The following is a 15880-nucleotide window of genomic DNA, read 5'->3' on the forward strand; positions in this document are numbered from 1 at the left end:
CCCGCCGACAGCGTCCCAGTCGCGGCCTCGGACAGGGGGGTCAGGTGGCGGCGTGCCGGACCCGCGTCGGGCTGGTGAGCCTCGCGGAGCGGCGCCGTCGTCATACGAACATGATAGCGAAAAATATGACCGGAAACCACCCTTGACCAGCGGAAACACCCATCCGCCGAGGCCCTCACCGACCGTCACCACCAGTCGCCAGGAGTACCCGCGCACAGTCTCTCGACCCGGCGCCAAGCCACCCGACGCACCCCTGGCAGCTCTGCCATTCGCCTCCGCCGCGCCTTCGCAATAGAAGCAGATCTTCGGGATAGAACCCGAAGATCTGTGACGGGCGCGAGTGGCCCGGCGGGAACGGCCGTGCAGGCGCGTCAGGAGACGGCGTCCGGGCCGCCCTCGAGCAGGCGCACGAAGCCGGCCTCGTCCAGGATCGGGCGACCGAGCTCCTCGGCCTTGGCGGCCTTGGTGCCGGCGTTGTCGCCGATGACGACGAAGTCGGTCTTCTTGGAGACCGAGCCGGCCGCCTTGCCGCCGCGGGCGATGATCGCCTCCTTGGCCGAGTCGCGCGTGAAGCTCTCGAGCGAGCCCGTGACGACCACGGTGAGACCCTCGAGCGTGCGCTCGATCGAGGCGTCCCGCTCGTCCGCCATACGCACCCCGGAGGCCGCCCAGCGCTCGACGATCTCGCGGTGCCAGTCGACGTCAAACCACTGCACGACCGACTCGGCGATGACGCCGCCGACCCCCTCGACGTCTGCCAGCTCCTCGACCGACGCGGCGCGGATGGCGTCCATCGAGGCGAAGTGCGTGGCGAGCGCCCGCGCCGCGGTCGGCCCGACGTGACGGATCGACAGCGCCACGAGGACGCGCCACAGGGGCTGCTCCTTGGCCTTGTCGAGGTTGTCGACGAGCTTGCGGCCGTTGGCGGACAGGACGTGCCCGTCCACGATCCCCGGCTCGGGCACGGAGTCCGGGTCGGCCAGCTCCTTCTTGGTGGCGGCCCGCGTGTAGAGCGGCACCCGGGCCACGTCCTCGGCGCTCAGGTCGAACAACGTGGACTCGTCGGCGATCACGCCGGAGTCCAGGAGCGCGATCGCGCCCTCCCAGCCGAGCGCCTCGATGTCGAACCCGCCGCGCGATGCCAGGCCGAAGACCCGCTCGCGCAGCTGGCTCGGGCAGGAGCGGGCGTTGGGGCAGCGGATGTCCTTGTCGCCCTCCTTCTCGTAGGCGAGCTCGGTGCCGCACGCCGGGCAGTGCGTCGGCATCACGAACTCCCGCTCGGTGCCGTCGCGCAGGTCGACGACCGGGCCGAGGATCTCGGGGATCACGTCACCGGCCTTGCGCAGCACCACGGTGTCGCCGATGAGCACGCCCTTGCGCACCACCTCGAAGGCGTTGTGCAGCGTGGCCATCTCGACGGTCGAGCCGGCGACCTTGACCGGCTCCATCACGCCGTAGGGCGTGACCCTCCCGGTGCGGCCGACGTTGACCCGGATGTCCAGCAGCGTGGTGTTGACCTCCTCGGGCGGGTACTTGTAGGCGATCGCCCAGCGGGGCGCCCGCGAGGTCGTCCCCAGCCGGCCCTGGAGGGAGATCTCGTCGACCTTGATGACGATGCCGTCGATCTCGTGCTCGACGTCGTGCCGGTGCTCGCCGTAGTAGGCGACGAAGTCCAGCACCTCCTGCGGGCTCGCGAGCACGCGGTAGTGCGAGGACGTCGGGAAGCCCCAGGCCGTCAGCAGCTCGTAGGCCTGGCTCTGGCGCGTGATGGCGAAGCCCGTCCGGGCGCCGACGCCGTGGACCAGCATGTGCAGGGGCCTGGTCGCGGTGATGCGAGAGTCCTTCTGCCGCAACGACCCTGCCGCCGCGTTGCGCGGGTTGGCGAAGGGCGCCTTGCCCTGCTCGACCAGGCTCGCGTTGAGGTCGCCGAAGGCCTCGATGGGGAAGAAGATCTCGCCGCGCACCTCGAGCAGGTCCGGCACGTCGTCGCCGGTGATCCGGTGCGGGATGCCCTCGATCGTGCGGACGTTGGGGGTCACGTCCTCCCCCACGCGCCCGTCGCCGCGCGTGGCGGCCGTCGTCAGCCGGCCGCCCTCGTAGAGCAGGTTGATGGCGAGCCCGTCGATCTTGAGCTCGCACAGGTAGTGCGGCGCCCCCTCGAGGTCTCGCTCCACCCGGGCCAGCCACTCGGCCAGCTCGTCGGCGGAGAACACGTTGTCCAGGCTGAGCATCCGCTCGCGGTGCTCCACCGGAGCGAAGTCGGTGGCCTGGTGGAAAGTCCCGACGCGCTGGGTCGGGCTGTCGGGCGTGCGCAGGTCGGGGAACTCCTCCTCGAGCTCCTGCAGGCGGCGCATCAGCTGGTCGTAGTCCGCGTCCGACAGCGTCGGCGCGTCCCGGCCGTAGTAGGCCTCCTGCGCCTCGACCACCCGCTGCGCCACGTCGGTCCACTCGTGGCGGGCCTCGACCGAGGCGTCGGCCACCTCGGTCTCGGTCGTCGGGATGTCGGCCTCGTCGTCGGTGACCCCGCGAGCCGGGGACGTGCTCCTCGCCATACGTGCATCGTGCCAGACGGGTCGGACAGACCCCCTGAGCGACCGCGTGCGCCATCATCGTGGGCATGGCGTATGACGAGAACCTGGCCGCCCGCATCCGGGCGTACGTGCAAGACGACCTGGACGTGACGGAGAAGAAGATGTTCGGCGGGCTGGCCTTCCTCGCGTCGGGCAACATGGCCGTGGCCGCCGTCAGCGCCGGCGGGCTGATGCTGCGCTGCGACCCGGAGGAGGCGGACCGGCTGGTGGCCGAGGACGGGGCGAGCCGGATGGTGATGAAGGGCCGGGAGATGCAGAACTGGCTGGTCGTCGACGAGCGCACGCTGGCGACGCACGAGGGGCTGCGCGCCTGGCTCGAGGTGGGGCTGGACTTCGCGCGCTCCCTCCCTGCCAAGTGACCTCCGGCGAGTGATGACGCCTTGGGGACGATGCCACGTGGTTGCCGAACGGGGTCAGTGGATTCGCGCAGCGCGCCGGGCTGCGTGCGACGTCGCCCAGCGGTTGCCGAGGCCGATGAGCACGGCCCCCGACAGGACGAACGCGAAGCCCACCAGCGTCCAGGCCGTCACGTGCTCGTCCAGCACGAGCACGCCGAGGAGCACCGACACGACCGGGATGAGATAGGTGACCGAGGTCCCCACCGTCGCCCCGGCGGCCCGCACCACGTCGAACTGCGCGGTGAACGCCCACCCCGTGCCGACCGTCCCGAGCACGAGCACGGCCAGCAGCGGCCACAGGACCGAGCCGCCGGGGCGGGCCAGGTGTGTGGACCACGGCGCCGCGAGGCCGGACCCGCCGAGCGCCCACCACGCCGTGAGCAGCAGCACGAGCTGGCCCGAGGCGCTGACGAGCTGGCCGGCCGGCACGCTCAGCCCGCCCGGGTCGTAGCGCTTGAGGTGCAGCCGGTGCCAGGTCCAGCCGATGCCGTAGCACGTGCCCGCGGCCAGCGTCATCGCGAAGCCCAGCAGGTCCGGCCGCTCGTGCACCGCCCACGGCTGCATGATCACGACGACGCCGAGGAACCCCAGCACCACGCCCGCCAGGCGAGGCAGCGAGTAGTGCTCGTCCCGCACGAACAGCATGGTCAGCACGACGGTGGCGATGGGCGTGACGGCATTGCCGATGCCGGCGAGCGCCGAGCTGACCCGCGTCTCGCCGAGCGCGAACAACGTGAACGGCGCCGTGCACAAGAAGAATCCGACGACCTGCAGGTGGAGCCACGCGCGCCGCTCGCTCGGCAGCCGACCCCGGCCGAGGTGCAGCAGGGTCACGACGACCACCGCGCCGGACACCACGCGCAGCGTCGAGATCTGCAGTGGTGCGAGGGCGTCGAGCCCGACCTTCATGAGCAGGAAGCTCGAGCCCCAGATCAGGACGAGCCCGATCCACTTGACCTGCCAGGGGACGCGCGTGGCGCTCACCCCAGGGCCGTCTCGGTGACCGCCTCGGCCACCTGCACCGCCAGGCGCTGCGCGGCGACGGCGTCGGCGGGCGACAGCCCGACCAGGCCGCACGCCGGCGAGATCGTCACCTCCGCGAGGTCGCTGGCCGCGAGCCCAAGCTCGTGCCAGCGGCGCACGAGTCCGTCGTGGACGGCGGCGACGGTGGGCAGCGGCGACGCCGAGGCATAGCTGCCGAGCCAGACGTCGGTGCCCGCCTCGAGGGTGGTGGCGAGCGACTCCCAGCCCTTGGGACCCAGGACGGTGGCGTCGACGGCGAGCGCCGAGGCGCCCGTGGTGCGCAGCAGGGCGAGCGGCGTGCCCTTGGCGCAGCAGTGGACGACCGTATGCCGGTCCCCCGCCGCCTGCAGCACCTCCCCCACGAGGTTGGCGGCGACATACGAGTCGACGGCGGGGATCCGACCGAAGCCGCTGGCGGTGGGCAGGCGACCGGCGAGCATGCCGGGGAGCGACGGCTCGTCGAGCTGCAGCACGACGCGCGACCCAGGGACGAGGCGCTCCACCTCGGCGACGTGACCCTTGATGCCCTCGGCGAGCGAGCCCGCCAGGTCGCGGACGGCCCCCGGGTCGACGACGCTGCGCTCGCCCCGGTGCAGCCAGACCGACGACGCGAGGGTCCACGGCCCGGCGACCTGCACCTTGAGCTCGCCCTGGTAGCCGTCGAAGGTCTCGGCCAGCTCGTCCAGGTCCTGCCCCCACCACGAGCGTGCGCGGTCGGCGTCGCGTCCGGGTCGGTCGACGAACCGCCAGCCCATCGGCTGCAGGTCGACGTGCAGGTCCACGAGCAGCGCCGCGGCGCGCCCGACCATGTCGGCCCCGGGCCCGCGGTCGGGCAGCTCGGGCAGGTAGGGCAACCCGTCCTCGGCGAGCAGCGACCGCACCCCGCGCTGCGTCTCGCGCACGTCGGTGCCCGGCCACGAACCCATGCCTGTCGCTCTCGTCACACCTCGACGGTAGCGCGCTCCGGCATCCGGCTCGTACACGTCGGAAGGCGACAGACGGGGGTCATCCGTCGCGCATCACCCCCGTCTGTCGCCTCTCGAACGGCGGCTCAGCCCTCGGCGGGGTCCTCGGAGTGGACGCGCTCGGCGTCCTGCTGGCCCTCGGCGTCGCCCTCGACCGCCGTCTCGGTGTGCTGGCGCGAGTCCTCGTCGGCCAGCTCGTGGTTGCGCAGCTCGGTTCCCTGGGGGTCGATGTCCGTCATGGTCATCTCCTTGCCGGTCGTGCGGGCGGCCTTGGGTGCCGTCCGCTGGTGAGGTATGCCGCATACCCGGTCCCGGCGACCCTCATGCCGGGCACCGCCATCGCGCCAGGTCTCGGCGATGGTGGCGGACCCGACCACGCGGGTCCCGTCGTAGAGCACGACCGACTGGCCGGGCGCGACGCCACGCGTGCGCTCGAGCAGCCGGACCTGCACGCAGTCCCCGTCCACCCAGGCCCGGGCCGGGAGCTCCTCGCCGTGCGCCCGCAGCTGGGCCCCCACCTCGACCTCGCCGGCGGGCGGCGCGCCGCACCAGCGGGCGTGGTCGCCGCGGATCGCGTCGATGCCGAGCAGGTCGGCGGGGCCGATCACGACCTGGTTGCGGGGCACGTCCACGTCGACGACGTAGCGCGGCGCCCCGTCCGCGGCGGGCCGGCCGAGGCGCAGGCCGCGGCGCTGCCCGACCGTGTAGGCGTAGGCGCCCTGGTGGCTGCCGACGACCGAGCCCGTCTCGTCGACGATCTCGCCGGGCTGCTCCCCCAGCCGCTGCGCCAGCCAGCCGCGCGTGTCGCCGTCGGCGATGAAGCAGATGTCGTGCGAGTCGGGCTTCTTGGCCACGGCGAAGCCACGGGCCGCCGCCTCCTCGCGGATCTGCGGCTTGGTGGAGTCGCCGAGGGGGAAGAACGACCGCGCGAGCTGGTCGGCGTCGAGCACCCCGAGGACATAGCTCTGGTCCTTGGCCTGGTCCACGGCGCGGTGCAGCTCGCGCCGCCTCGTCCCGTCGGCACCGGTGGTCTCCACGACCTGGGCGTAGTGCCCCGTCGCGACGCCGTCGAAGCCCAGCGCCAGCGCCTTGTCGAGCAGCGCCGCGAACTTGATGCGCTCGTTGCAGCGCAGGCAGGGGTTGGGGGTCCGGCCGGCGGCATACTCCTGGACGAAGTCGTCGACGACGTCGGCCTTGAACCGCGCGGCCATGTCCCAGACGTAGAACGGGATCCCGAGCCGGTCGGCCACCCGGCGGGCGTCGCCCGCGTCCTCGAGCGTGCAGCAGCCGCGGGCAGACTCGCGCAGCGTGGCGGCGGACGTGGACAGCGCGAGGTGGACGCCCACGACGTCGTGCCCGGCCTCGAGCATGCGCGACGCGGCGACGGCCGAGTCGACGCCCCCGCTCATGGCGGCGACGACGCGCATCAGCTCGCGACCTCCGCGTCGGACAGGTCGACCCGCGGGGCCTGGGCGGTCTCGGTCGAGGTCGCGGCGGTCTCGGCGGTCTCGGCGGTCTCGGCAGGCTCGGCCCTCTCAGACGCAGAGGTCTCGCGCGGCCCCTCCCCCGACAGCGACCCGGCGCGCCGCGCCCGCTCCACCGCGCCGGGCAGGGCGGCGAGGGCGCGCTCGACGTCGGCCTCGGTCGAGGTGTGCCCCAGGGTGAGGCGCAGGGCTCCTCGCGCCTCGGTCTCGCTGAGCCCCATGGCGAGCAGCACGTGCGAGGGCTGCGGCACGCCGGCGTGGCAGGCCGAGCCCGTGGAGCAGAGCACGCCGGCCGCGTCCATGAGATAGAGCAACGAGTCGCCCTCGCAGCCGGGGACGAGCAGGTGGGCGTTGCCGGGCAGCCGGCGGCTCGCGTCGCCCGGCTCCCAGTCCCCGCCGACGCGGATGCCGAGCCCCAGGTCGAGCGCCCCGTGCAGGAGCCGGTCGCGCAGCGCCACGAGCCGCTCCGTCTCGGACTCCCTCGACCGGCTGGCGATCTCGAGCGCCGTGGCCAGGCCGACGATGCCCGCGGTGTCGAGGGTGCCCGACCGGATCTGGCGCTCCTGGCCCCCGCCGTGGGTGAGCGGCGACACGGCGGCGTCGCGGCGCACCAGCAACGCCCCGGTGCCGACGGGTCCGCCGAGCTTGTGCGCCGTCAGGGAGAGCAGGGTGGCGCCCGACTCCGCGAAGCCCACCGGCACGTGCCCCACCGCCTGGACGGCGTCGGTGTGCACGGGTATGCCGTGCGCGGCGGCGATCGAGGCCACCTCGGCGACAGGCTGGATCGTGCCGACCTCGTTGTTGGCCCACATCAGCGAGACGAGGGCGACCGAGCCGGGGTCGTCCTCGATGGCGGCGCGGGCCTGGTCGAGGCGCACCCGACCGGTCTCGTCGACCTCGAGCCAGGTCACCTCGGCGTCCTCGTGCGTGGCGAGGTGCTCCACGGCGTCCAGGACGGCGGGGTGCTCGACGGTGCTGGTCAGGACGCGGCGGCGGGCGGGGTCGGCGGCCCGACGCGCGCGATAGCCGCCGATGACCGCCAGGTTGTCGGCCTCGGTCCCGCCGGAGGTGAAGACCACCTCCGAGGGGCGGGCCCCGACCGCCTCGGCGATCTGCTCGCGGCACTCCTCGACGACGCGGCGGGCTGCACGGCCGGCGGTGTGCAGGCTGGACGGGTTGCCGACGACGGCGCGACGGGCCGCGACGGCCTCGATCACCTCCGGGTGGACGGCGGTCGTGGCGGCGTGGTCGAGATAGGCGTAGTCCTGCAGCACGCCCTCGAGTCTACGGGCGCGGTCGGACCGGGTGGCGACGGTGCAGGTCGGCGATGAGGCCCACCACGCCCACGGCGTCGGCCGGGTCGACCGGCACCTCACCCCTCCCCTGCAGGGCGTCGGCCAGCTCGGCGTAGAAGCGCGGGTAGTCCCCCCGCTCCAGCGGCACGGCCTCGTCGCCGGCGTCGGTGGTGAGCACGCTCCCCCGCTCGGACCCGGCGATCCCGAAGTCGCCGTCGCTCGGCGAGGCACCTGCCCCGAGGGCCTTCTCCTGGCCGTCGAGGCCGTGGCAGGTCCAGGCGCCCTCGGTGCCGAGCGCCCGCATCCGCGGTCCGGGCCGGCGAGCCCGGGTGCTGGCGGTGAGGTGGCTGACGACGCCGGACTCGTGCCGCAGCACCACGACCGCGTCGTCGTCCGCGAGCGCACCCGCGCGAAGCGCGCGCAGGACGGCATACGAGTCCTCGACCGGACCGGCGAGCTGCACGGCCTGGTCGATCAGGTGCGGTCCGAGGTCGTAGAGCACGCCGCCGCCCTCGGCGGGGCTGGCGCCGGCCTTCCACGCCTTGGTGACCGTGGGCTTCCAGACCTCGAACGACGACTCGATCCGCACGAGCTCGCCGAGCCGGCCCTCGCGCACCAGCCGTCGGGCCGTGAGGAAGTCGCCGTCGAACCGGCGGTTGTGAAAGACGGTGAGCGGCACCCCGGTCCGCGCCTGGGTGGCCAGGAGCTCGGCGCCCTCCGCGGCGGTCGTGCAGGCCGGCTTGTCGAGGACGCAGGCCAGACCGTGCTCGAGAGCCTGTATGCCGAACCGCGCGTGGGTCTCGCCCGGTGTGGCCACGACCGCGAGGTCCAGGTCGCCGGCCCGCTCCCACACGGCGTCGGCGTCCGGGACGATCTCGACACCGGGATGGGCGCTGCGGGCCGCCTCCGCGCGCTCGGGCGACGAGGTCATGACGACGGTGACGGCATACCGGGGGTCGGCGGCCAGCAGGGGGCCGTGGAAGACGCTGCCGGCGAGGCCGTGGCCGAGCAGGGCGACCCGGACGGGACGGTCGGTGGGCAGGGGCTGCCAGGTGCGGGTGCGGTCGTCGGTCACGCCGTCAGGCTATCGACGCGCACACGATGGCGCTCACCGCGAGCATCGCGGACGCGGCGACGATGGCCCCCGGGTGCAGGCCCTGCTCGACCGCGATCGCGCGCAGCGACCCCGGCGTGATGGCGTCGAGCACCAGGAAGCTCACGGCCTGCAGGGCGATCCCGAGGATCCCGAAGGCCAGCGTCCAGGCCAGCGCCGCGCCGAAGCCGGCGCTGCCGTTGGTCCAGATCGTCGTGAAGGCGATCGCCCCGAGCCCGAGGAACTCCGCACCCACGATGAGGGCCGCGTTGATCGACCGCTCGGTGTAGATGCGCTCGCCGAGCCGCCCCGGCGTGAGGAGGTCCATCGTGACGAATCCCCCTGCCAGCAGGGCGATCCCGGCCAGGCAGTAGACAGCGGCATACAGCAGAGACTCGAGCATGTCGGTCATCGTCGGGATCCCCTCCGGTCGTCGTCGACCCATGCCGTGCGCTGGGCCTCGCTGGGTGGTGCGGTGTCGATCAGGTGCGGCACGAAGCGCGCGTCGTAGTCGGTGATCCAGCCGTCGCTCTCGCGGATGCCGACGCCCGCGGCGCGCCCGTCGACGACCCAGCTGCCGAGCACGACCTTGTTGCCGTCGAGCTCGGGCAGCGGGCACCACTGCTGGTAGCACCAGCCCTCGGCGCCGTAGCCGCCGGGCTGCTCGTGCTCGATCCCCTCGGCGTGGATGCGGATGTTGTCACCCTCGCGCCCGTGCAGCGGTTTGGCGACCCACTCGGTCAGCTCACGCGGCTCGTCGAGGTAGGCCGGCAGCAGCAGCTCGTGCCCCGGGTAGAGGTGCCACAGGGCGGCCAGCAGCGCCTTGTTGGACAGCAGCACCTTCCACGGCGGCTCGATCCACGTGGTGCCGTACATCGGGTTGGGGCGCGGCTCGACCCAGCGGCCGAACGGCTCGCGGAGCATGTCCTCCCACGGGTAGAGCTTGAAGCAGGTGCGGAGCATCCGCGCCTCGTGCCCGACGAAGTACTCGGCCGCCTCGTTGTAGCCGATCTGCCCCATCGTGATGCCCTGCGTCGCGAGCCCGGCCTGCTCGGCCGTGTCGCGCAGGTAGGTCACGGTCATCCACTCCTCGCCGGTGGTCTCGCCCTCGTGGTGGGCGAACCAGACCGGCTGGGTGATGCGCGGCGCCAGGTCCTGCCACGCGGCGATCAGCCTCTCGTGCACGGAGTTCCACTGGTCGCGGTCGGGGTGGGTGTCCTCGAGCCAGAACCACTGGATCACCGAGGACTCGAGCAGCCCGGTGGGGGTGTCGGCGTTGTACTCCAGCAGCTTGGGCGGTCCCTCGCCGTCGTGGCGCAGGTCGAACCGGCCGTAGAGGGACGGGGTGGCGGCGTCGAGCGAGGCCTGCGCGAGCCGCAGCGACCCCTCGGGGAGCCCGAGGTCGCCCATCGCTCCGGTGGCGAGGTGGCGGGCGGCCTCGAGGCACATGCCGTGCAGCTGCCCGGTGGCGGCCTCGAGCTGGTCGACCTCGGCGGCGGTGAGGGCGTAGTAGGCCTCTTCGTACCAGTAGGGGCGCTCGGTGCCGTCGGGCCGGACGGTGACGGGATAGACCAGCCCCTGAGACTCGACCGTCTCCCGCCAGCCGGTCCGCGGCTCCGAGGGGACGCGCCGCATCAGCTGCTGCCCTTGCTGCCGGACCCGCCGAAGCCGCCCCGCGAGATGGTCGTGGTCTTGCCGCCCTTGACCTTCGACGCGTCGAGGGTCGTGCCGTTGCGGTCGACACCGCCGCGGACGTAGGAGTGGTTGGACGGTGCGCTGAAGCTGCCGCCGCTGACGGCGCCCCCAACCCGCGGGACCCGCGCACCGTTGTTGTAGTAGTAGTAGCCCGGGCCGCGAAGGCCGCCGAGCAGCAGGACCCCGCCGCCACCCCGCCTGTGCTGGGCCTCGCACTCCGCCTCGGTGTAGGGCTGGCCGTTGGGCTTGCGCAGCGGCTTGCCCGTGCGTGGGTCGAGGCACTGGTCGCAGTAGCGGTCCTCGACGCGGGTGTTGGTGTCGGGGTCGACGCAGACCCCGGCCGACGTGGGGCGGGTGCCCGACGAGCAGCCGGTGATCGCACCCGCCAGGACGGCCGTCATCCCAAGCACCACGACCTGGGACCGTCGCGTGGTCATGTGAATCCCCCTCCGCACCGCTGCACTGCTGCTGACGTCCTCTGGTGGACGTCGTGGCCCCGCCGGGCGGTTCCCACCCTAGAGGCCGTATGACGAAGATCGGGGCCGCCTTCACGCGTGCGCGTGGCGGCGGCCCCGGATCGACCTGGGGGAGGTCAGCGCTTCTTGACGGCCTCGGTGGCCTGGGGCAGGACGCTGAACAGGTCGCCCACGACGCCGAAGTCGACGAGCTCGAAGATCGGCGCCTCCTCGTCCTTGTTGACGGCGACGATCGTCTTGGACGTCTGCATGCCCGCCCGGTGCTGGATCGCGCCGGAGATGCCGCACGCGACGTAGAGCTGCGGCGACACCTGCTTGCCGGTCTGGCCGACCTGCGAGGAGTGCGGGTACCACCCGGCGTCGACGGCCGCGCGCGAGGCGCCGACGGCGGCCTTCATCGAGTCGGCGAACTCCTCGACCTTGGCGAAGTCGCCGCCCGTGCCACGACCGCCGGAGACGACGATCTGCGCGGTGGACAGGTCCGGACGGCCCGTCGACTGCTTGGGCTGGCTGTCGACGATGCGGGCGCCCTTGGACGCGTCGGAGATCTCCGCCGCGACGGACTCCTGCGCGGCCGCACCCTGGGACGCCTCGGGGGCGACCGAGCCGGGCTTGACCGTCACGAAGGTCGGGCCCTTGGTGCCGGTGGCCCGGACGGTCCAGTTGCCGGCGAAGACGGACTGCGTCGTGAGGACGCCGTTGCCGCCGGACTCCACGTCGATCGCGTCGGTGAGGACGCCACCGTCGCAGCGGACCGCGAGGCGACCCGCGACCTCCTTGGCGTTGGTGCCGGTGGTCATCAGCACCGCCACCGGCGACGCCTGCGCGACGACCGCGGCCAAGGCGTCGACCGTCGGGCCGACGAGGTACTGCGCGATCTGCTCGTCGTCGTTGACGTAGACCTTCTCCGCGCCGTACTTGGCGAGGACGGGCAGGGCGGTCTCGACGCCCTTGCCGAGGAAGACGGCGCTCGGCTCGCCGATGCGGCGCGCGAGCGTCAGCAGCTCGGCGGACGTCTTCTTGAGCTTGCCGTCGGTGTGGTCGACCAGTACGAGAACTTCAGCCATGTCAGTGAACTCCTTTGTCGCCGTGGCCGGCTCAGATGAACTTCTTGGACGCGAGGAACTCGGCGAGCTGCGTGCCGCCCTCGCCCTCGTCCTTGACGATCGTGCCCTGCTCGCGCGGTGGGCGCGGCGTGGCCTGCTCGACCTTGGTCGACGCGGCCTCGAGGCCCACCTGGGCGGGCTCGATGCCGAGGTCGGCGAGCGACCAGGTCTCCACGGGCTTCTTCTTGGCGGCCATGATCCCCTTGAAGGAGGGGTAGCGCGGCTCGTTGCCGGTCTGGTCGGTGACCGAGACGACGGCGGGCAGGGATGCCTCGATGCGCTCGGTGGCGGTGTCGCCGTCGCGGCGGATCGTCACCGAGGAGCCCTCGACGGTGAGCTCGGACGCCAGCGTCACCTGGGGCAGCCCCAGACGCTCGGCGACCATGGCCGGGACGACGCTCATGGCGCCGTCGGTCGACGCCATCCCGAACATCACGAGGTCGGGCTGGCCGACCTTCTTGATGGCCTCGGCGAGGACGAGGGAGGTGGCGACCGAGTCGCTGCCGTGCAGCGCCTCGTCGTTGACGTGGACGCTCTTGTCCGCGCCCATCTGCAGGGCCTTCTTGACGGCGTCGGCGGCGGCGTCCGGGCCCATCGTGATGACGGTCAGGGTGCCCTCGCCCGCCTCGATGATCCGCAGCGCCTCCTCGACGGGGTACTCGTCGAGCTCGGACATGAGGCCGTCGACGGCCTGGCGGTCGGTGGTCCAGTCGGTGTCGTCGAAGCCGCGGTCGCCCTGGGCGTCCGGCACGTGCTTGACGCAGACAACGATGTCCATGCGTGCGGGTCCTCTTCTCTCGGTGCTCGCGGCGTGCGCCAGGACGGCGACGCCGCACGGTTGGCATTGTGCCCTGACGGGACGCGCCGGCGCAGTGGTGGTCACCACACCGGCGGACGTCACGCCCGGGCCTCCCCCTACATTACCCGCTGGTAACTTCACCTGCGGACGTTCGGGGGAACGGGCGCGCCCCTCCCGAGGGAGGGCAGGGGCGCGACGGCATACGGCCGGAGGGGCTCAGGACTGCTGGAGCCCGCCCTGGCCGAGGTCGCCCTGGCCGTCGCCCTCCTCGTCGAGCTGGACCTGACCGGTGGCGATCTGGTGCCAGGTCTGGACGGCCGCGAGGACGACGGAGGTCGTCATGGGCAGTAGGACCTTGAGGTCGGTGCCCGGGAGCATGACGTGCTCGGCGGTCACGACGAGGGTGCCGCCGGCGAGGCCGGCCTTGACGACGCTCATGCGCAAGGACAGCTCGTTGCAGGCACGCAGCTGGGCCAGCTCGTCGGCGGGGACGTCCTCGCCGATCTGCCACTGCCCGAAGACGCGCATGATGGTGACGTCGCCCTCGATGCACCGGACGAACAGCTGCTGGCCCTGCACCTTGTAGGCGACGTCGCCGTCGGCGTCGAGGTCCGCCATGAGCCCGTCGTCGTGGAGGGCGGAGAGGACCTGGCCGCGCAGCGGGTGCTCGTCGGCAGGCGGCGGGAAGTTGGGGAGGGAGGTGGGATCCGTCATGGCTCCACCGTAACGTCACGGACTGGCCCGAGCCATCCTCGCCCCCCGAGCGTCCGCGCCGTCCGGCGCGCGGCCCGCCCTACACTCGGCGCCATGGCCCCGACCACGACCGACCACACCCCTGCCCTCGGCGTCACGCTCCGGGTGGATCCCGTCTCGGGGGTGGACGTGGCGGACGTCGCGGTCCACGCCGGGCACGCCGACGCCGTCGAGCTGTGCCTCTTCGACCCCGAGGACCGGACGGGCGCCTCGGAGCGGCGGATCCCGTTGCGGCACAGGGCCTTCGGCACGTGGTTCGACACCGTTCCCGGAGTGCGCGCGGGGCAGCGCTACGGCTACCGGGTGCACGGGCCGTGGCGCCCGTGGGAGGGCCACCGGCACAACCCCGCCAAGCTGCTCCTCGACCCCTACGCCCGCGCCGTGGAGGGCGCCGTGACCTGGCGGCCCGAGGTCTACGGCCACTCGGTCGACGCCTCGCTGCACGGCGACATCGACGTGATCGACCCCCGCGACAGCGCGCCCTTCGTCCCCCGCGGCGTCGTCGTCGACGGCCGGTTCGAGTGGGAGGGGGACGCCCACCCGCGCAACCCCATCTCCTCGACCGTCCTCTACGAGGCCCACGTCCGCAGCCTCACGGCCCGCCTGCCCGGCGTGCCCGAGCACCTGCGCGGGACGTATGCCGGGATCGCGCACCCCGCCACCATCGCCCACCTCACGCGCATCGGGATCACGGCCCTGGAGCTGCTGCCCGTCCACGCCTTCGAGTCCGAGCCGCAGCTCGTGCAGCGCGGCCTGGCCAACTACTGGGGCTACAACACGCTCGGCTTCTTCGCCCCGCACGCGCCGTATGCCGCCGCGACCAACCCCCAGGGCGTGCTCGCCGAGTTCAAGGGGATGGTCAGGGCCCTGCACCGCGCGGGCATCGAGGTCATCCTCGACGTGGTCTACAACCACACCTGCGAGCAGAGCGTCGACGGGGCCACCCTGTCGCTGCGCGGGCTGGACGCGGCGACCTACTACCGCCTCGACGGGCGCGGCCGGGACGTCGACGTCACGGGCTGCGGCAACACGCTCGACACCCGCCACATCGTCCCCATGCGCCTGGTCCTGGACTCGCTGCGCTACTGGGTGACCGAGTGCCACGTCGACGGCTTCCGGTTCGACCTCGCGGTGGCGCTCGGGCGGGGCAAGGACGACGGCTACGACCCCGACCACCCCTTCCTCATGGCGCTGCGCTCGGACCCGGTGCTCTCGCGCACCAAGCTCGTCGCCGAGCCCTGGGACATCGGCTTCAATGGCTGGCGCACCGGCCAGTTCCCCCCGCCCTTCGCCGAGTGGAACGACCGCTTCCGCGACGACGTGCGGACCTTCTGGCTCGTCGACCAGGCGCGCAGCGCGCACGGCCAGTCCGGCCACGGCGTCTCGCACCTCGCCACCCGGCTCGTCGGGTCGGAGGACCTCTTCCGCCACCACGACCGCAGCCCCGTCGCCTCGGTCAACTTCGTCGCGGCGCACGACGGCTTCACGCTGGCCGACCTCACGGCATACGACGTCAAGCACAACGGCGCCAACGGCGAGAACAACCGCGACGGCACCGACAACAACCGGTCCTGGAACCACGGCGCCGAGGGGCCCGCCGACCCCGGGACCCAGGCGCGGCGGCGCCGCTCGATGCGCAACCTGCTCGGCACGTTGTTCGTCGCGGCCGGCGTCCCGATGCTCTGCGCGGGCGACGAGCTCGGCCGCTCCCAGCGCGGCAACAACAACGCCTACTGCCAGGACAACGGCGCCTCGTGGGTCGACTGGTCGCTGCAGCCGTGGCAGGAGGACCTGGTCGAGACGACGAGCTGGCTGGCCCGGATGCGGCGCGAGCACCCCGCGCTACGGCAGCGGCACTTCTTCGGCGGGCGGGCGCCCCACCCGGACGGCACGGCGGACCTCATGTGGTACGCGCTCAACGGGGAGCCGATGACCGCCGCCCGCTGGGACGACCCGGGCAACGCGACGCTGCTCACCTACATCGACGGGGACTGCGTCGAGGACGAGTCCTTCCTGCTGTGCTTCCACGGGTCGGCGCACGACATCACGGTCACGCTCCCCCACGCCGACGCGGTCAAGGCCTACCGCCTGATGTGGGACAGCGCGTGGGAGCGGCCGGACGCCGCGGGCGAGCGGCTCGTCCCGGGCCAGGAACGCGTCACGTCGGGGCCGTCGATGCAGATCTTCCGCGCCATCCGCTGA

The 15880-nt window shown here is 72.8% G+C and carries 13 protein-coding genes and 1 pseudogene; 2 read left to right on the forward strand and 12 right to left on the reverse strand.

The genetic code is table 11. The features are described from left to right. Positions 1-371 precede the first annotated feature (371 nt). Positions 372-2552, reverse strand: a complete 2181-nt coding sequence (gene ligA / locus B2P18_RS16320) for an NAD-dependent DNA ligase LigA (RefSeq protein ID WP_286958917.1) — start codon at positions 2550-2552, stop codon at positions 372-374. Between the two features lie 65 nt (positions 2553-2617). Here ligA and B2P18_RS16325 point away from each other — a divergent pair, with 65 nt between their 5' ends. Beyond that, complete coding sequence (locus tag B2P18_RS16325; RefSeq protein WP_019285595.1) at positions 2618-2950, forward strand: TfoX/Sxy family protein; 333 nt, start codon at positions 2618-2620, stop codon at positions 2948-2950. A gap of 54 nt (positions 2951-3004) precedes the next feature. On the opposite strand, the gene B2P18_RS16330 is transcribed toward B2P18_RS16325, so the two are convergent. The 11 genes and pseudogenes from B2P18_RS16330 to B2P18_RS16380 form a co-directional block, all read right to left on the reverse strand. Continuing rightward, positions 3005-3973, reverse strand: a complete 969-nt coding sequence (locus B2P18_RS16330) for a DMT family transporter (RefSeq protein ID WP_286958919.1) — start codon at positions 3971-3973, stop codon at positions 3005-3007. Beyond that, complete coding sequence (locus B2P18_RS16335; RefSeq protein WP_286961601.1) at positions 3970-4956, reverse strand: methionine synthase; 987 nt, start codon at positions 4954-4956, stop codon at positions 3970-3972. Before B2P18_RS16335 ends, B2P18_RS16330 begins: the two co-directional genes overlap by 4 nt. Before the next feature lie 362 nt (positions 4957-5318). Next, positions 5319-6404 (reverse strand): annotated as a pseudogene (gene mnmA, locus B2P18_RS16340) (tRNA 2-thiouridine(34) synthase MnmA); the annotation flags it as partial. After that, positions 6404-7735: a cysteine desulfurase family protein gene (locus B2P18_RS16345; protein ID WP_286961603.1), complete on the reverse strand. Its 1332-nt coding sequence runs from the start codon at positions 7733-7735 to the stop codon at positions 6404-6406. The pseudogene mnmA and the gene B2P18_RS16345, both read right to left, overlap by 1 nt. Positions 7736-7745: 10 nt before the next feature. Further along, positions 7746-8831, reverse strand: coding sequence for a Gfo/Idh/MocA family protein (locus B2P18_RS16350; protein WP_286961605.1), 1086 nt, complete (start codon positions 8829-8831; stop codon positions 7746-7748). A gap of 4 nt (positions 8832-8835) precedes the next feature. Next, positions 8836-9261, reverse strand: a complete 426-nt coding sequence (locus B2P18_RS16355) for a DUF350 domain-containing protein (protein ID WP_019285600.1) — start codon at positions 9259-9261, stop codon at positions 8836-8838. Continuing rightward, complete coding sequence (locus B2P18_RS16360; protein WP_286961608.1) at positions 9258-10484, reverse strand: glutathionylspermidine synthase family protein; 1227 nt, start codon at positions 10482-10484, stop codon at positions 9258-9260. Before B2P18_RS16360 ends, B2P18_RS16355 begins: the two co-directional genes overlap by 4 nt. Beyond that, positions 10484-10981 (reverse strand): hypothetical protein, encoded by a 498-nt coding sequence (locus B2P18_RS16365; RefSeq protein WP_019285602.1) that lies wholly within the window; start codon positions 10979-10981, stop codon positions 10484-10486. The genes B2P18_RS16360 and B2P18_RS16365 overlap by 1 nt, the downstream gene beginning before the upstream one ends. A 155-nt stretch (positions 10982-11136) precedes the next feature. After that, positions 11137-12087, reverse strand: coding sequence for an electron transfer flavoprotein subunit alpha/FixB family protein (locus B2P18_RS16370; protein ID WP_019285603.1), 951 nt, complete (start codon positions 12085-12087; stop codon positions 11137-11139). Between the two features lie 31 nt (positions 12088-12118). Further along, positions 12119-12904, reverse strand: a complete 786-nt coding sequence (locus tag B2P18_RS16375; protein ID WP_286961610.1) for an electron transfer flavoprotein subunit beta/FixA family protein — start codon at positions 12902-12904, stop codon at positions 12119-12121. Positions 12905-13141: 237 nt separating this feature from the next. Then, positions 13142-13639 (reverse strand): T3SS (YopN, CesT) and YbjN peptide-binding chaperone 1, encoded by a 498-nt coding sequence (locus B2P18_RS16380; RefSeq protein ID WP_286958925.1) that lies wholly within the window; start codon positions 13637-13639, stop codon positions 13142-13144. A gap of 93 nt (positions 13640-13732) precedes the next feature. On the opposite strand from B2P18_RS16380, the gene glgX reads away from it, so the two are divergent. Continuing rightward, on the forward strand, positions 13733-15880 hold the full coding sequence (gene glgX / locus B2P18_RS16385) for a glycogen debranching protein GlgX (RefSeq protein ID WP_286961614.1): 2148 nt from the start codon (positions 13733-13735) through the stop codon (positions 15878-15880).

The sequence above is a fragment of the Arsenicicoccus sp. UBA2120 genome (assembly GCF_002330965.1).
GTDB classification, from domain to species: domain Bacteria; phylum Actinomycetota; class Actinomycetes; order Actinomycetales; family Dermatophilaceae; genus Arsenicicoccus; species Arsenicicoccus bolidensis.